Source organism: Bacillus sp. RC251 (genome assembly GCF_044908765.1).
GTDB classification, from domain to species: Bacteria; Bacillota; Bacilli; order Bacillales; family Bacillaceae_G; genus Bacillus_A; species Bacillus_A wiedmannii.
Map to the genome: position 1 here is coordinate 1,536,885 of NZ_JBIYDP010000001.1, position 18,062 is coordinate 1,554,946.

At 31.3% G+C, this 18,062-nt stretch carries 14 protein-coding genes and 2 pseudogenes; 13 read left to right on the forward strand and 3 right to left on the reverse strand.

All coding sequences use genetic code 11. The features are described from left to right. Positions 1 to 151: 151 nt before the first annotated feature. Positions 152 to 1,309: a sensor histidine kinase gene (locus ABH961_RS07755; protein WP_098077156.1), complete on the reverse strand. Its 1,158-nt coding sequence runs from the start codon at positions 1,307 to 1,309 to the stop codon at positions 152 to 154. Further along, complete coding sequence (locus ABH961_RS07760) at positions 1,299 to 1,994, reverse strand: response regulator transcription factor (RefSeq protein WP_001038818.1); 696 nt, start codon at positions 1,992 to 1,994, stop codon at positions 1,299 to 1,301. The genes ABH961_RS07755 and ABH961_RS07760 overlap by 11 nt, the downstream gene beginning before the upstream one ends. A gap of 192 nt (positions 1,995 to 2,186) precedes the next feature. On the opposite strand from ABH961_RS07760, the gene yqeK reads away from it, so the two are divergent. The 7 genes and pseudogenes from yqeK to ABH961_RS07795 all read left to right on the forward strand — a co-directional run bounded on the left by yqeK (position 2,187) and on the right by ABH961_RS07795 (position 8,917). Then, complete coding sequence (gene yqeK, locus ABH961_RS07765) at positions 2,187 to 2,795, forward strand: bis(5'-nucleosyl)-tetraphosphatase (symmetrical) YqeK (protein WP_404519175.1); 609 nt, start codon at positions 2,187 to 2,189, stop codon at positions 2,793 to 2,795. A 13-nt stretch (positions 2,796 to 2,808) separates the two neighbouring features. Then, positions 2,809 to 3,483: a DUF3885 domain-containing protein gene (locus ABH961_RS07770; RefSeq protein ID WP_098077162.1), complete on the forward strand. Its 675-nt coding sequence runs from the start codon at positions 2,809 to 2,811 to the stop codon at positions 3,481 to 3,483. Continuing rightward, on the forward strand, positions 3,483 to 4,220 hold the full coding sequence (mtnN, locus tag ABH961_RS07775; protein WP_137015065.1) for a 5'-methylthioadenosine/S-adenosylhomocysteine nucleosidase: 738 nt from the start codon (positions 3,483 to 3,485) through the stop codon (positions 4,218 to 4,220). The genes ABH961_RS07770 and mtnN overlap by 1 nt, the downstream gene beginning before the upstream one ends. Positions 4,221 to 4,235: 15 nt before the next feature. Continuing rightward, complete coding sequence (locus ABH961_RS07780; RefSeq protein ID WP_098049449.1) at positions 4,236 to 4,871, forward strand: SDR family oxidoreductase; 636 nt, start codon at positions 4,236 to 4,238, stop codon at positions 4,869 to 4,871. Between the two features lie 102 nt (positions 4,872 to 4,973). Further along, positions 4,974 to 5,822, forward strand: coding sequence for a GNAT family N-acetyltransferase (locus ABH961_RS07785; protein WP_098131690.1), 849 nt, complete (start codon positions 4,974 to 4,976; stop codon positions 5,820 to 5,822). Between the two features lie 108 nt (positions 5,823 to 5,930). Further along, complete coding sequence (locus ABH961_RS07790) at positions 5,931 to 6,305, forward strand: hypothetical protein (protein ID WP_048547003.1); 375 nt, start codon at positions 5,931 to 5,933, stop codon at positions 6,303 to 6,305. Between the two features lie 199 nt (positions 6,306 to 6,504). Next, a pseudogene (locus ABH961_RS07795) lies at positions 6,505 to 8,917 on the forward strand (M4 family metallopeptidase). 298 nt (positions 8,918 to 9,215) lie between these two features. On the opposite strand, the gene ABH961_RS07800 reads toward ABH961_RS07795, so the two are convergent. Then, complete coding sequence (locus ABH961_RS07800; RefSeq protein WP_048547005.1) at positions 9,216 to 10,442, reverse strand: AraC family transcriptional regulator; 1,227 nt, start codon at positions 10,440 to 10,442, stop codon at positions 9,216 to 9,218. Positions 10,443 to 11,011: 569 nt separating this feature from the next. On the opposite strand from ABH961_RS07800, the pseudogene ABH961_RS07805 reads away from it, so the two are divergent. The 6 genes and pseudogenes from ABH961_RS07805 to ABH961_RS07830 all read left to right on the forward strand — a co-directional run bounded on the left by ABH961_RS07805 (position 11,012) and on the right by ABH961_RS07830 (position 18,037). After that, positions 11,012 to 12,672 (forward strand): annotated as a pseudogene (locus ABH961_RS07805) (SpaA isopeptide-forming pilin-related protein). Between the two features lie 92 nt (positions 12,673 to 12,764). Next, the gene (locus ABH961_RS07810; protein WP_000828079.1) at positions 12,765 to 13,568 is read left to right on the forward strand and encodes a class C sortase; all 804 of its coding nucleotides are present in this window, start codon (positions 12,765 to 12,767) and stop codon (positions 13,566 to 13,568) included. 153 nt (positions 13,569 to 13,721) lie between these two features. Continuing rightward, entirely contained in the window at positions 13,722 to 15,962 is a 2,241-nt protein-coding gene (locus ABH961_RS07815; protein ID WP_404519179.1) for a SpaA isopeptide-forming pilin-related protein, read from the forward strand. Positions 15,963 to 16,080: 118 nt separating this feature from the next. Then, positions 16,081 to 16,638, forward strand: a complete 558-nt coding sequence (locus tag ABH961_RS07820) for a class I SAM-dependent methyltransferase (protein ID WP_000985677.1) — start codon at positions 16,081 to 16,083, stop codon at positions 16,636 to 16,638. Positions 16,639 to 16,717: 79 nt separating this feature from the next. After that, positions 16,718 to 17,455, forward strand: a complete 738-nt coding sequence (locus ABH961_RS07825; RefSeq protein WP_001182539.1) for a hypothetical protein — start codon at positions 16,718 to 16,720, stop codon at positions 17,453 to 17,455. 102 nt (positions 17,456 to 17,557) lie between these two features. Then, a complete protein-coding gene (locus ABH961_RS07830) occupies positions 17,558 to 18,037 on the forward strand; it encodes an SRPBCC family protein (protein WP_000881622.1) in 480 nt (159 codons plus the stop codon). Positions 18,038 to 18,062: the final 25 nt, after the last annotated feature.

Here is an 18,062-nt window from a genome sequence, read left to right on the forward strand (position 1 = left end):
ACTATTGTAAAAAGGAATGCTTAATTAGGAAGAAAGAAAAGGTAAAGAATTTCTTAAGAATTATAAAGGATTATTAAATTTTGGATTTTAATGGAAAATAAAAGGTCCAATTTCTTATATGGTAAGAAATTGGACCTGAAAAATTATAATATTAACATTTATATGGGAGAAGTTTTACAGTGAAAGTTGTTTTTTTATCATCGCTATAAACTTCAATTGTTCCTTTATGCAATTCGACAATACTCTTTGCAATTGCCAATCCGAGTCCAGATCCACCAGTGTTCGTAGAGCGAGATTTTTCAACGCGATAAAAACGTTCAAAAATATGAGGTAAATCCGTACTAGGAATAGGTTGGCCGTAATTTGTTATATCTATATTAATCATATTATTGCTTTCATAGACAGCAAGGTCGATATATCCGCCGTCGTTTCCATAAGCGATAGCATTTATAATAAGATTTTCAAACACACGCACTAATTTGTCTCCATCAGCTAATACCATGAGTTTTTGAGATGGGAAAGAAGGTCGACATTCTATATTAGCTTCTTGAACTTGTATGCGGAATTGAACAGTTAATTGCCCAAGTAGCTCTACAATATCAATGGGAACAGAATATAAACTTAGCTCTTTATTTTGAACACGTGTATATTCAAACAAATCATTCATTAATGCGTTAAGACGAGTTACTTTATCGTAAATGACTTGTATATAATGGCGTAATTCCACTTCATCTCTATAATTATCATGGTGGATTAAATTTACGTATCCAACTATAGAGGTAAGGGGAGTACGTAAATCATGCGATACATTTGTAATAAGTTCACTTTTTGCTTGTTCCGCCTGTCTTTCTTCATCAATTGAGACCTTCAATTGTTCAACAATTTGATTTACCCCGGTCGCTAACTCTTCCAGATAATTATGATTTACGATAGAAACTTTATGATTGAAGTTGCCATCTGCAATATAACGAATCTCTTCTATCATTTTTTTAATACAAGTTTCATAGTAAATTTTTCTTTCATGACGATAAAAAATGTATAGGTAGGATGAGAAAATAGAAAATAAAAACAAATAAGATACAATCATCATCCATAGAGATTCTTTTATTCCTTTATATTTTTCATATCCAAAAATTCTAATGAATTCTTTGCCGAGTTCGCTTAACGTAAGTGAACTTTCAATTACACTTGTAACGAGACGATATATAATTAATTCAGTAATAGGGGTAAGTGTGATAGCTAACATGAACCAAAAAATTAACTTCCACTTTGGGATATCTTTTAATATATCAAATGCTTCATTTCTCAATTTTATAGCCTACTCCCCAAACAGTATGAATAAACTTCTCTCCATTCATTCCTGTTTCAAGTTTATCCCGTAAATTACTAATGTGAACCATTACAGTTTTATTTGAACCATAACCATCTTCATTCCAAACGCGTTCAAAAATTTCTTCGGAACTAAATACTCTTCCCGTATTACTCGCAAGTAAATATAAAATATCAAATTCAATGGATGTAAGTTTAATGTATTCTCCATTGACTTTAACTGTATGATTATGTTTGTGTATTTCAGCAGAACGAATACGGATAATACCATCTTCATTTTTGGAGGAAGTGGCATTTTGGAAAGATGATCTTCGTAACAAAGCTTTCACTCTAGCTACTAACTCTAATGGATTGAATGGCTTAATCATATAATCATCTGCACCTGTCATAAGACCTAATATTTTATCCATATCTTCTGCTTTTGCACTCAACATAAGAATAGGTACAGTATTATTTTCACGCACTTCTTGGCAAACTTCTAATCCGTTTCGTTTTGGCATCATAATATCCAGAACCATAAGGTCAACTTCATATGTAGAAATCATTTGTAATGCCTCATCGCCATCATATGCTTTATAAATGTTATAGCCTTCATTTCGCAAATAAACAGCAAGTAATTCAACAATTTCTTTATCATCATCAATAATTAATATGTTTTTATTCATTATGTAGTTCCTTTCTTAACAAATCATTAACATTACTATAATATCAAACATTTATGTATTTTGTAGCAATGATTCCATATAAAATTTCATGTAACGTATAAAAAGGGGATTAAAACATTCATAACGAATACAAAGAAGAAAGATATTTAAATAATGTATTATACTGAAAGTGAAGAATAAGGGGGATTTGCAATGTTAAATAAAGATATCTATTCATTTACTCCAACTGGAAAAATTGAAAATGATATAAAAGCTTTTCTATTAAAATACAATAAAGAACTTACATATAAACATTCAATTCGGGTGGCAAATGAAGCTCGAAAAATTGCGATTAAGTATCATGAAAACGGGGAAAAGGCAGCGATTGCAGCATATTTACATGATATTAGTGCAATCTTTCCGAATGAAGATCGGATTGTAGTTGCTGAGCAATTTGGAATAGAGATATTACAAGAAGAACGAGAATTTCCAATGATTATTCATCAAAAGTTATCGAAAGTAATTGCAAAAGAAATATTTAAAGTGGATGATGAAGAAATCTTAAATGCAATTGGCTGCCATACTACACTACGTAAACATGCAACGAAAATGGATTTAGTGTTATTTATTGCTGATAAAATAGAATGGGATCAAAATGGAGCACCACCATATTTAGTAGAAGTAAAAAAAGAATTAGAAAAATCTTTAGAACATGCTGCTTTTATATATATTTCATATTTGTGGGATAGAAAAGACACGTTGAAAGTTTTACATCCATGGCTAGAAGAAGCATATTGGCAGTTAAAAGAAATTGTAGAGTAGAAAGGAATTAAGAATGCGATTAAAAGAATATATGAATGAAACATTTCCTGGGGTTACATTAGTACCACATATATCCTTTCAGTGGGAAAATTATTTGTATTTTGATTTTGGAAAAGGTAAACATCAAAATCTAGAAGGCACCGACGATTTAAATATGGAATATTTCTCTCAACTTTATACATATAATAAACACTTATTTGAAGATATATTTTCAAAAAAAGATGAAGTCTTTTTAGTAACAAATGTTTATCGATTTAAAAAGGAAAATGTGAAAAATCCGCAGAAAATTAATATATATAGACGTTTTATTCATAATAGAGATTTAAAGTATCATATAAGGCAAGAAACAATACCTTTTTTATTTGAAGAAGAAGAAGCTGACTTGTATTGTACTTATCAATTTTCATTAAAATGTTTTGCTTGTGATATAAAGTATACACCGCTTATTCAAGCTGCAAATCATGAAGATTTTCTAGGTCTTTATCCTCGTTTTGGACGCAAAAAAGAAATTTCTTATCCAGATGTATTTCTCATAAATGCAACAAAAGATAATATCATGTTTATATACGATGATAGAGGATGTGAAGTAATTACGAAGAATAAAGAAACAATACGAAATTTATATGAGAAATATAAAGAGTGGATTCCAGATTATGAACGAGAAAGTATAGATAAAGTATTTACATGATAACAATAGGGGAAGTGAAGCATGTAATGAAACGTATTGCAATCGTATCCGCATGGGAACCAGAACTTACGTATTTGCATCAATATTATCCAAGTGAACGTATTGAAAAACGAGCAGCTTGGGAATTTCATTTTCATTATATTAATAATATGGAAGTTATCTCCGTGATAACTGGAGTTGGGAAAGTAAGTTGTGCTAGTTGTGTGCAATTATTAATTAGTGAGTTTCAGCCAGATGAGTTGTTTATGACAGGAATATGCGGAAGTCTATCAAATAAGGTGAAAAATGGACATATTGTAGTAGCCCTTAATGCAATACAACACGACGTTACTGCTGCTGGTTCAGGGGAAGATATTTTTAATTTATATAATGGTAGGACAGCACCTATTGAAACAACAAAGTCACTTGTAAGAAGAATAAAAAAGATACGATCTTATGATCCGATTCATTATGGTACATTTTTATCTGGAGATCAACGTATCCGTAGTTCAGAAATGAGATATTTACTCCATACTGTATATGGAGCATTAGCGGTTGATCAAGAAGTGGCAGCTTTTGCTTATGTGTGTCAAATCAATAATAAACCTTTTCTTAGTTTAAAAGCTGCATCAGATCAAGCAAATGATAAAACGAAAGAGGAACAAAAAATCTTTAAAATGTTAGCGTGTGAACGAGCGTGCGAGCATTTAATTGCTTTTTTACGTGTACATGAGATTAATGTAGTAAATAATAGATAGTAAGAGGGGTTAATATTGGAAAGTACAAATAAAATAGCTATTCTGGGTGCAAACGGAAACGCAGGGAAATTCCTTGTAAACGAAGCGTTAGAAAAGGGATATCAAGTAAAAATATTAACAAGAAATTCTAATAATATCAAAATAACAAATGAAAATTTAGAGATTATTAATGGAGATGCACGTGATTTTGTTTCAATACGCAAATTACTTAAAGGGTGTCGAGCTATAATTAATGCGGTAGGTCAACCCAAAAATGAATCTTATATTTTTAGCACAGTAACGAAGCATATTTTAGAAGCAATGAAAGAATTTGAAATAAAAAGATATATACTAATTTCTGGAGGTTCTTTAGATGTTACAGGAGATCAAAAGGGAATTGTAAATAAAATAGGAGCTACCTTGTTTAAAGTATTTTTATCAAAGATGATGCAAGATAAATATAAAGAATTGCAAACTATTCAAGGTAGTGATGTAGATTGGACAATTGTTAGATTACCATTTGTTATGGAAGGGAAGAGCATTGGAAATATAAAAGAGAGTTTAGTAGATATGCCAGGAATCAAAATTCAAAATAGTGATATTGCACCATTTGTTATAAAACAAATTAACAGTGAGAGATATGTAGGGAAGTGCCCGTTTATTTCAAATTAAATGGTTTAATTAAAAGTTAAAGAATGATGGGTAGATTGGCACTAGTACATTTTACGTATTTGAATGCTAAGTTTAACACGAGTAAGTGGGGGAGAATTTTATATGATTCAATACAAAAGATGCAGTGAAGTAAGTATAGATTTAGTGTATGAAGCTTTTAAAGATGGATTTTCAGATTACATTATTAAAATGGAAGTTTCAAATGAAGATTTTATAAAAAGGTTTTTGGGACCAGAAGGGAATTCACTAAAACATTCCTTTCTTGCTTTAGACGGTAACAAATCTGTTGGTGTAATACTTGGCGGGATAAAGGATTATGAAAACATAAAAACAATGCGTTGTGGAACATTAGCGGTTCATCCTAATTACCGAGGTATTGGTGTGAGTCAAAAATTATTTGAACTGCATAAAGAAGAGGCGCTTCAAAATGAGTGTAAGCAACTTTTTCTTGAAGTCATTGTAGGCAATGACCAAGCGATTCATTTTTATACGAAATTAGGCTATGAAAAAGTGTACGATCTATCTTATTATAATTTAAAAGATATGACTAAAATAATAAATAAAGATTGTAAGGGAATTGAAGTAAAACAATTAGAATTTCCAGCTTTTAAAGTTGAAATTCAGAAATGGTTACACTTCCATATAAATTGGCAAAATGATATGGATTATATCGGAAAAACAAACAATACATTTTATGGTGCATATGTCGATAATGATTTAAAAGGTTCTATATGTATGAATGAACAAGGTAAAATTAGTTTTCTTTTCGTAGACAAAGACTATAGAAATCGTAGTATTGGATCAAAATTATTACAAGTAGCAACAGAAAACTTAAATGTATCAAGTTTATCAATTGGGTTTCCAAACAACAATTTACTGGAAGGGTTTTTAAAGAAAACTGGATTTGAAAAGAATTCATTAGCACAATATGAAATGTATGTATTATTATAAAAAGCGAAAGGAGTCATTCTTTCGCTTTTTATTTTTGTGCTATATTGATATTTTACTTTGTATAATATTCTTTTTTTATGTAGAATAGATAGGATGGGAGGGGATGAAATGAATAATGGATTAAAGTTTAAGATTTTTGAATTGCATTGTTTCGTTCAAAAGACTTATTCTGATATTAAAATAGCATGTGATATTGCTATTTATCAAGAAAACACTTCTAAATATTTAATTTCATTAGGATTTTTAAATAAATCATTTATGACTTATATAGAAGCAAAAAGATTTTATCGTGAAAATGAAGAACTTATAAGTGTAGAATTTGATAATTTCTTTCATACATATGATAAATTAGAACAAGAATTAAAAAAAGTTATTTCAACTGAAGATAGGAATCCTTCATTGCTACATAGCAGATTTGATCAGTTTCAGCAAAAAGTTGAAAATATAAATGACTTAATAAAAGTATTGCAAAACGCTCGTTAAAGAATACTTTTTCTTTTTCATATAGAAAGTATGCATTAAAAACATATTAGGGATATGACATATTGAAGAGGTGACTTTTGTTGATGACAGAAGTCATCTTTTTATAATACAGTTTTGCGAAATGTGATGTACTTTTTATTTTTGATAGGAATACATTTAAGCAGTTTCATATTTTAGGAAATTATACGAGGAAAATAAAATGAAGAATAAAAAAGAAATAGCTATAGTTGCATTAACAACAGGATTAGTTTTAACAAGTGTAGCACCATACGGAGTAGTTTATGCAGAAGAAACGGGTCAAATGCAAATTGATATAAGAGGGTTCGTTCCGTACAGGTGAACTTACACAACCATCACAAAAGACGCCAGAGAATATAGTGAAAGATGCACTTAAGGAAAAGACGGAGCATGCTTTGTCTCCAAAACAAGTGAGTGGAGACAAAGGGGGAGATTACAAAGTTTTTCAAAAACGTAGTTCTTATGATGGGACTACACTTGTGCGTATGCAACAAATATATGAAGGTAAAGAAGTATATGGACACCAATTGACTGCTCATGTAGATAAAAAGGGTATTATTAAAAGTATTTCAAGAGAAAGTGCACAAAATTTAACACAAGAAGATTTAAAGAATACTAGTAATTTATCAAAAGAAGAAGCAAAACAATTTATTTATACGAAGTACGGAAACAATATTAAATTTATTTCTGAGCCAGAAGTCAAGGAAGTTATTTTTGTAAATGAAAATAATGGACAGGCTAGCAATGCATATCAAGTTACATTTGCCGCTGCAACACCAAACTATGTATCTGGAACTTATTTAGTGAATGCTCATAATGGTGATATGTTGAAAAATATGGTGCAAGAGTCAAGCTTAAAAGTAAGTGAAGAGCAAGTGGAATCTTTAAAGGAAACTAAAAAAAGCAATTCCATATCATTAACCGGAACTGGTAAAGATGATTTAGGGATAACTCGCACATTTGGTATTTCTGAACAAAGTAATGGGAAATATGCGCTTGGAGATTACACAAAAGGGCAAGGAATTGAGACATATGATGTGAATTATAGAGATATTAGTTTTGAAGAAAAATATTATCCTGGTATATTAGCAACTAGCACTTCAACAACATTTAATGATCCAAAGGCGGTAAGTGCTCATTTTTTAGCAACAAAGGTATATGATTTTTATAAAGATAAATATAAGCGTAATAGTTTTGATAATAAGGGGAACAAAGTAATATCAGTTGTACATGCATGGGATTCTGGAGAAACAGATGATCCTAAAAATTGGAGTAATGCATTTAGTGCTAATGTTAACAATGTTAGTATGCTTATATATGGTGATTCAATGGTTAGAGCGTTTGACATAGCGGGCCATGAATTTACGCATGCGGTTACATCTAGCGAATCTAATCTTGAATTTTTCGGAGAATCTGGAGCAATTAACGAGGCGTTATCTGATATTATGGGAACGGCTATTGAGAAATATATAAATAATGGAGAATTTAATTGGACAATAGGAGAACAAAGCGGATCAGTTCTACGTAATATGAAGAATCCATCTTCAATCAATTTTTTTGATGGAGTACCGTATCTAGATGATTATAGCAAATACAGTGATTTAAACGGAGAAGATAATGAGGGCGTCCATTTCAACTCAAGTATTATTAATAAAGTCGCTTATTTAATTGCACAAGGTGGCACTCATAACGGTGTAACTGTAAATGGTATTGGTGAAGATAAAATGTTTGATATTTTCTATTATGCAAATACTGATGAATTGAACATGACTTCTAATTTCTCTGAATTAAGATTAGCGTGTCTTAAAGTTGCAACAAACAAATATGGAGCGAACTCAATTGAGGTTGAAACGGTCCAAAAAGCTTTTGATGCAGCAAAAATTAAAGGAACAGTGAAAGAAAACGAAAAAACTGCAGAAAACTAAGTCCCTGAATTAACTGTACCGCTTACAATTACACTGCGTGTTGGTGATACGTTTGACCCGATGAGTAATGTAAAAGCCGTTGATAAAGAAGAGGGTGATTTAACAAATAAAGTAAAACATAAAGGCGATGTAGATACTTCTAAACTAGGTACATACATTGTGAACTACTCGGTCGTTGACTCTCAAGGGGGGAATGCAACGGCTACACAGACTGTAATTGTAAAGGGAAATGGAGAAGTATTAGATTTAAACCCTACATTAACAGTGCCTACTGCAGCGACAATTCATGTAGGAGATTCATTCGATCCAATGGAAAAAGTATCAGCTACTTTAGAAGACGGTGATCTTACTTCTAAAGTAGCATATGAAGGTATTGGAGATATCACTAAAGCTGGTACTTTTGAAATAATATATAGTGTCACAGATTCTGTAGGTAATAAGGTACATGCAATACAAAAAGTATTAGTGAAGGATAAAGATACTAGAAAAGCTAAAGGCGTTGCTAATAACAGTAATATCCCGAACAACAGTAATACCGATAAAAAAGAATCTACATATAAAGAGCTTCCCAACACGGGTGCAAGTACAACTAACAGTGCAACAATGGGCATATGGATGATTGTTGTCGGTACAGTACTCACTTTGGTTCGCAAATTTAGACAGATATAAAAATTCATCTAATAATTATTTCTCACACAATAATTATTAGATGAATTTTTTACTTAATAAGATTTTAGTATTTAAGTAGTGTATTTTGCATCTATAAAAATTTGTGCTTGGGCGCTATTTTGCCTACAGACCTACATTACATATAAAGCACGTTACTATTCTCATTCAAATAAAAGAATAGTAACGTGTTTTTTTGATTTAAAAATAGCCTAGATTTAAAAGGTCATGGATGTGGAAGTAATTCTAATCTGCCATTGATAAGTTACTAAAAACACTTTGTTTTAATGAAAGTTTAACTCTATATGACAACATGAGATTTTCGGTATTTACCAGGTGTTTCGTTAGTGAATTTTTTAAAAATTTTAGTAAAATAGCTTTGATCACTAAAGTTGAGCGAAGCACATATGTCTGATAAGGGATAGGTTGTGAAAGTTAATAATTTTTTTGCTTCTTCAATTCGTTCACGTTGAATGTACTCAATTAATGAAATACCGACTTCTTTTTTGAATAATATAGATAAATAATCTGAATTTACGTTTGCAAATTTAGCAAGTTGTTTAACTGATATTTGATTGTAAATATTTTTAAAAATATAGTTTTTGCAAATAGCGATAGTCTTTGAGTATTTCTTTACTTTTTGTGCTTTTACACGGTCTGCAAAAGTACAGAAAACATTTCTTAATAAATCCCAAACAGATTCTGTGTCTTTTAAATCCTCTGTCTTTTGGATGTGTAGATCGTAAATCTTGTAAGCAATCCCGGAAGGAAGTCCTCCTTTTATAGCATATCTAGTAGCAAGTGTGATGGATGAAATACAAATGTTTTTATGACGTCTTAATTGATGGAATGAAGATAAGGATGAAAGAGTCTCTTGTTGGAATTCGTAATAATATTTGAGTACGCTTTCTTTATCCCCGTTTTCTATAGCTCCAAGTAGTTGGTTCTCTATATACAAATTATGACAGATAGATTCGTTTTTTTGCATTGAAATATATACATCCTCGTTTAAGTTATTGCTATGATTTACATGAAATGAGTCACTGTTATTTGAAAAGGTACGTACATCTGATTTTTTTTTGTAGAGAATGTTATAGAACAATATTGCTATATTTACAAAGAAATTTTGATCTTTGACTGACAATGAAAAATAATAATCTCTTGTTCGTTTATAATTCGAAATAAAATTAAGGTTACTATCCGTTTTACTTGTAGAAAAATTTACATGTGTCAAGGGCCCAATAATAACAGTACCGTTCACCATATAATGACTCTTTATGTGAATTAAAATGAAGTGCCCTAAATATTGGTGAGATCTGAAGATGGGCGAATTATTTGAATCATTTTTTTGAAAAAGCACATGTAACTGTTCTATTTTTGATTTATAGAACGAATGTGATTCATCTTTTGATGTAAATTCTAAAAGAATATTTTTATTACAATCTAAAAAACAAACTGGAATTTCAAAAGATTGGAAAAAGATATTACAAATGTACTCTATCTCAACTAGACTGAGCTTTTTATTCATATTATTCCTCCTTACAGTTGTGTGTAATAGTTGAATGTTTATATATTCCTTTTTTTCATAAGTAGAAACGGAAAAACTTTATCTATAAAAATTATAAACTTCTAAGAATAATACCATAATTTAACATGATTAGCACATATTATTTGAATATACAGGTAATAGTTTTAGGGAGTAACGTAAAATATGAATTGTCACACTTATTCGTTGATCATTGTTTATATGTATCAAAAATGATTAAGATTGGATTTTAAATAGGGATAGGAAGGGAGAGATTAATGAATTGAAGTTAAGTAATTAATGAAAATTTGCGATAGAAGTTAATATGTAACGATTTTTGAAGTAGAGATATAAGTGCAATTCAGGGGGAAAACTACATATATCATACGGAGAGACAACGTAATAATAGAAAATAAGAAGAGTGAATAAGTGATTGTAAACAATGGATTGTTGGACGACTATGTTTTAGGTTACTCGTTTAAATCTGGTACTTGGCACACTATTACTTTTAAGAGGGTAATAGTAATAAAGAGATTTTTAAAATGATAGAAGTAGTAAAGGGGATAAGAGAAATGAAAAAAATATTTAGTGTGCTTTTAGTATTTTTCTTAACATTTTCTACATGGTCTAGTGTATTAGTAAAGGCAGCTTCACCATCCAAAGGTACTTTAACGATTCATAAATATGAACAAGAAAAAGATGGCGCACCGGGGCTAGAAGGTGATGGCTCTGCAAATCAAGAGGTACCAACAAATGCGAAACCGTTAAAAGGTGTAACGTTTGAAGTGAAAAGGGTTGCGTCGTTTGAAAAAATTTCAAACGATGGGAAAATCGTGAAAGAAGATGTGAAGCCTGTAATGGGAGCAACTCCAACTCAAGTAGTAACAGATGATAACGGACAAGCTGTATTAAAAGATCTTCCGCTAGGACGTTATGAAGTGAAAGAAGTGGCAGGACCTCCGCATGTTAACCTAAATCCAAATACGTATACAGTGGATATTCCATTAACGAATAAAGAGGGTAAGGTACTAAACTATGATGTTCATATGTATCCGAAAAATGAGATTAAACGTGGTGCAGTTGATTTAGTAAAAACTGGTGCAAATGAAAAAGCATTAGCAGGTGCAGTATTCTCTTTATTAAAAAAAGATGGTACAGAAGTGAAAAAAGAGTTAGCAACAGATGGTAATGGGCATATTCGCGTGCAAGGATTAGAGTATGGGGAATACTATTTCCAAGAGACAAAAGCGCCGAAAGGGTATGTACTAGATCCGACTAAACACGAGTTTTTTATAAAGACCTCCGGAACTATTAACGAAGATGGAACAATTACTTCTGGTACAGTAGTTAAAGTAGAAGTGCAAAACTATGAAGAACCAAATATGATAAAAAGATTAACGGGAATTTGGAAGCGTTACCAATTAATCCGTTAACTAATTACAATTATGATATCAAAACATTAATTCCAGAAGACATTAAAGAATACAAAAAATATGTAGTAACAGATACTTTAGACGATCGTTTAATGATTCAAGGAAAACCAGTCGTAAAAATTGATGGAGCGGAAGTAAATGCAAGCATTGTAGAGGTAGCTGTAGAAGGCCAAAAAGTAACAGCCACAGTAAAAGATTTCACAAAGTTAGATGGTAAAAAAGAATTTCATTTACAAATTAAATCACAAGTAAAAGAAGGAGTACTATCTGGTTCGGAAATTTTAAATACAGCAAAAATTGATTTTATAAATAAAAATGATGTAATTGGAGAAAAGGAATCTAAACCTGTAGTTGTTGTTCCGACAACTGGAATTATCGAGTTAACAAAAGTTGATGGTGCTGATAAGAAGAAATTAAAAGGTGCGGAGTTTGTACTTAAAGATAAAAATGGAAAAATAGTTGTTGTGGCTGGTAAAGAAGTCACAGGTGTATCAGATGAAAATGGTGTTATTAAATGGACTAACATTCCGTATGGAGACTATCAAATTTTTGAAACGAAAGCACCAATTTATACAAAAGAAGATGGTATAACAGCTTCATATCAATTATTAAAGGACCCTATTGATGTAAAGATTAGCGAAAATAATCAAACGGTTAAATTATCGATTGAAAATAATAAAAGTGGATGGATTCTTCCTGTAACGGGTGGTATCGGAACGACTCTATTTACTGTACTAGGTCTTGCGTTAATGGCTACAGCGGCATTTGTTTTCTTTAGAAAAAAGGTTGCTAATAATTAAGGTTTTAGGAACATGTAACCAAGTGATGTGAAAAGGGGAGAAGCAAAATGCTTCCCTCTTTTCAATATTTTAGTATATGTAGAGGTGGAAATATGAAACGAAATCTTGTTTTAGGAGGTATTTTTTTATTTGGATTAGCTATTTTTTTATATCCTACTATTAGTAATTGGTTGGCGACTCGTGCACATTATTCTGAGATTAGCTCCTACGATAAGAAGATCAAAGCACTACAAAAGAAAGAAGTTGAACGTAGGGAAAAAGAAGCAACCGAATATAATAAACAAGTTCAAACTTCCATGAAAACATTTGCAGATCCATTTTCTGAAGAAAAAAATAATCATCAAGCATATGCTGATGCGTTAAATTTAGGTGATGTAATGGGGTATATTGAAATATCGAAAATTAATATAAAACTGCCAATCTATCAAGGGACCTCTGAGGAAGTATTGAGTCGGGGGGTAGGTCATTTAGAATATTCTTCACTTCCGGTAGGTGGAGAAAATACGCATACTATTTTAACAGGGCATCGTGGTTTACCATCAGCAAAATTATTTACAGATTTAGATAAGTTGAGTGAAGGAGATCTTTTTTATATTCATTCTTTAGACAAAATTCTTGCTTATAAAGTAGATCAAATTAAAGTAGTGTTACCACACGAAACGGACGATTTAAAAATTGTGGAAAAGAAAGATTATATAACATTAATTACATGTACGCCTTATGGAGTAAACACAAATAGATTACTGGTTCGAGGTGAGCGTGTGGAGTTTAACGAGAAAGAAAAACAAAAAATGCGTAAAGAGATATTTATGTTTAATAAGTGGACCGTAGTAGTCTTAATCCTATTATTATGTGTGTTACTAGTCGCAATTTATAAGAAAAAATTAACTCGATAGAATGAATTTATTTATCCTGTATTAATGGGCAGTGGGACCGAAAATCCAGAGATAAGTAAAGAAGGTATATAGGGGATGAAGTAAATCCTCACTGAAAAAAGTTTCACTTTATTCGACTGTAGAAAAAATACGGTAAAGGTGGGAACAAAGGAATTGAGGTTACAATTAAAGTTGGTAAGTATTCATTTTATGGTTTTGTTAATGTTATGTGTAAGTTTTGTCGTATATGCACCAAAAGAAGCATATGGATCCACGACTAACTTAGAAGGTCTAGGGGATATATCGCGTTATAATGCTGTTGTCTTTGGTAACCATATAGCAGTAGGTGGCGACATTGAAGGAGCAATTGCAGTTCAAGGTGATATGGATGCATCTGGTTATACAATTGTAGGTGCAGCAGCGGGAACATCTAATATAGTTGGGGGGAAATGGGATGACGAGGGATATCCATCCTTGTTATTGTCTGGAAAATTTAAAAAGTCAAGAGAGGAATCTTTTATCATTCAAAACGGAATAGTCGTAATGACAAAAGAGAGTGATCCAGATCGTATCATACAATCTTCTTATGATCGTATCGTTTATAAAGAAAAACTAGAAATTAACGCGAAATTTAATGAATTTCACAACATAGTGAACCAAGTTAGTAAAAATGCAGGTCAATATAAAACGAATACCCCAATTCCAAATATGAGTTATGGAATCGGAAAAGATATAAACAATCCTAATATTTATGTTTCATCAGAATTGGTAGGGAAAATCAATTTAGATATAAGAGATGTCTTTTTACCTAATGCTAAAGGAAAAGATTTTATCGTTATGTATTCAGATGCAATAGAGGTTACATTTAAAAATGGTGCTATCTTATATGACACGAACAATATTGGTAGGGCTACAGATATAATTCCTACATCACAACCCTATTCTCCTAATTCACCGTTCACTGAGTTATACGGGAAGGTGATTTGGGTTTTTCCTAATGCAAAAAAAATCACAACAGAGGGATATGGTGTCGTTGGGAGTGTGTTTGCTCCAAATGCTGTATTAGAAACAAAAGGCGGTTCGATTAATGGACAAGCATTTGTCGGTGCTGTACAACAAACTGGTGGATTTGAATTTCACAATTTCAAATTTAATTGGCAACATTGGAACAAGCCTAGTACAGGAAAAGTAAAGATAAAAAAAGTAGATAGTAATAATGATAATAAAGAATTGATGGGGGCAAAGTTTCATATTGAAGATTCAAATAAAAAAGTAGTTGGTGAGTTAGTAACAGATGAAAAAGGAGAAGCGATATCAAAAGAATTACCAATAGGTAACTATACTCTTGTGGAAACAGAAGCGCCTAAAGGTTACGAATTATTAAAAGATAAAATAGCTGTAAAAATAGAAAAAGATGCAGTAGTAGAAATTAAAATAGAAAATAAGAAATTACCAGATCCGATGGGGAAAATGAAGCTAGTGAAAGTAGATACGGGAGATAAAAATAAAAAGCTAGCAGGAGCAAAGTTTCATATTGAAGATTCAAATAAAAAAGTAGTTGGTGAGTTAGTAACAGATGGACAAGGAGAAGCGATATCAAAAGAATTGCCAATAGGTAACTATACCCTAGTGGAAGTAGAAGCACCTAAAGGTTACGAATTATTAAAAGATAAAATAGCTGTAAAAATAGAAAAAGATGCAGTAGTAGAAATTAAAATAGAAAATAAGAAATTACCAGATCCGATGGGGAAAATGAAGCTAGTGAAAGTAGATACGGGAGATAAAAATAAAAAGCTAGCAGGAGCAAAGTTTCATATTGAAGATTCAAATAAAGAAGTAGTTGGTGAGTTAGTAACAGATGGACAAGGAGAAGCGATATCAAAAGAATTGCCAATAGGTAACTATACCCTAGTGGAAGTAGAAGCACCTAAAGGTTATGAATTATTAAAAGATAAAATAGCTGTAAAAATAGAAAAAGATAAAGTAGTAGAAATTAAAATAGGGAATAAGAAATTACCAGACCCGACTGGGCAATTTGAAATTGAGAAAGTTGATGATAAGGATATTAATTTAAAACTAAAAGGTGCTGTATTTCAAGTATTAGATAAAGAAGGTAAAGAAGTTACTAGATTAACAACGGATGAAAAAGGAAAGGTGATTTCCAACCAGTTAGTACTTGGAAAGTATACGATTAAAGAAATAAAAGCGCCAAACGGATATATGTTACTTAGAGATCCAATAGAAATAGAAATTACAGAAGCGGTAAGGACACAAAAACTAACAGTGAAAAATGTGAAAAATAATTGGGTAATTCCTAATACTGGTGGCAGCGGAACAACAAGTTTTTACGTGACTGGTTTTGTGCTAATGTTTGGTGTGCTATATTTCTGTAAGAAAAATCGTTACATTAGATAGTTTTTAGGGGATAAGTTCGGCATTGTACTAGATTCATGCTACTAAATTTGTTGAAGAAGGAAGGATAATAGTAAACATAGAATATATTAATAATTAAAATGTTTACGAGGTGAAAGTGATGGCAATAAAACAAGACGAAATTAAAGTAGTAGTCGGAGCTGGGGTGTTTAATAATAATCCAGGTTGGATACAAACGCAAGAAGATGAACTTAATTTACTAGATAAAGTTACGTGGGAAGAAAGATTTGAATACAATTCTATTTCAGCTATTTTAGCTGAGCATGTATGGGAACACCTTACGTTTGAAGAAGGTGTAAGGGCAGCAGAAATTTGTTATGAATTTTTAAAGCCAGCAGGGCACATTCGGTGCGGTGTTCCTGATGCATTTTTCCGAGACGAAGCATACCAAAATATAGTTCAAATAGGCGGACCTGGTCCGAAAGATCATCCAGCAGCAAGTCATAAAATTGTTCATAATTATAAAACATTAACGAAAATGTTTGAAACTGCTGGATTTGAGGTAGTTTTACTTGAATATTGTGATGAAAATGGTCAATTTTATTACAACGAATGGGATGCAAATGACGGTGTTATTTTCCGTTCGAAAAGGTATGATTCTAGAAATAAAGGTGATAAACTTGGTTTTCCATCTTTAATTGTTGATGCGATTAAATGATAAATTTTTCAAGCAAGTAATTATAAAAAGCAGAAAGTGTTCTTTCTGCTTTTTATTTTGCAAAGGGGATGAATATACTATGCAACCTATAAAACAAGTGGCATTAACATGCATTACTCATGATCCAACAGGGAGCTTATTATCTACAATAAAAGAACTAAAAGAGGAATTGTTAAATTTAAATTATGATAAAAAATATATAACAATTAGTAATGTAACACCTAAAGAGGTTGTAAAAGAACTAGCAGAATGTAACTTCCATATAAATATAGTAGAAAAATTAGGAGTAGGGAACGCACGTAGGGATTCTTTGAAGTTTGTTAGTAACTATAATCATGATTACTATCACTATTGTGATTTTGATCGTTTGCTAACTTGGATTAAAGAATATCCAGCTGAGCTTAATTCGTTCATTCAGAATATAGTTGATGTAGATTACTTAATCATTGGCAGAACGGAGAAAGCTTTTCAGACACATCCTGAAGAATGGAAAATTACAGAAACAGTATCAAATAAAATTATGTCATTACAATTAGGGAAACAAGTAGATATTACAGCTGGTTCATGTGCGTTATCCAAACGAGCAATTGATTACATAATAAAATACTCTAAATGCAGAATGACTGATGGAGAATGGCCGATGATTATAAATACTTTTACAGATTTTAATATTCGTTACACTGCGGTAGAAGGTTTAAAATACGTGAACAAGCTTAACCAAGATAATATTATTGACCCTATAAAAGCATGGTCAACTAGATTAGAGCTCTTATATATAATAAGTCACTCAATTTTGGAGCTAACAAAAACCTCTTAAATTAATGGGATGTAATAGTGATTTCTTTTTTGATTGAAATCATGTAAAATAAAATATAGAACGTACATTCGTTCGTTCGGGCAAAAAGGAGGTTAATTAATAATGTTAGCAGTAATAGATAAACAAGGTAATGAATATGTAGTGCAATTTGAGCGCTATTTTTCATATTCGATAGAAGAAGTTTGGTCTGTTTTAACAGAAAACAGTAAGCTAAAAAAATGGATGTCTAATTTACAGATTGAAAGCCTTAAAATAGGTGGAATAATCAAGTTTGACATGATGGACGGTTCATTTATAAATATTGATATTTTAGAGTGTCAACTAAACTCAGTACTTGAATTTACTTGGGATAAAGATCGTGTTCGATTTGAAATACATAAAGATGAAAATTGTACTCTGTTACTTCTCAAAGAATACATTCATGAATTAACTGATCATACACCGAAAGATATAGCTGGGTGGCATATTTGTTTAGATCTTTTTTCTTCCGTTCTAGAAGGAGAAGAAAAAGAATTTTCTAAAGATGAATGGCAACAGTGGTTTGAAATATATAAGGATAAGGTTCTTGAAGTGAGAGGATAATTACGTAAGATAATATATTTATTAT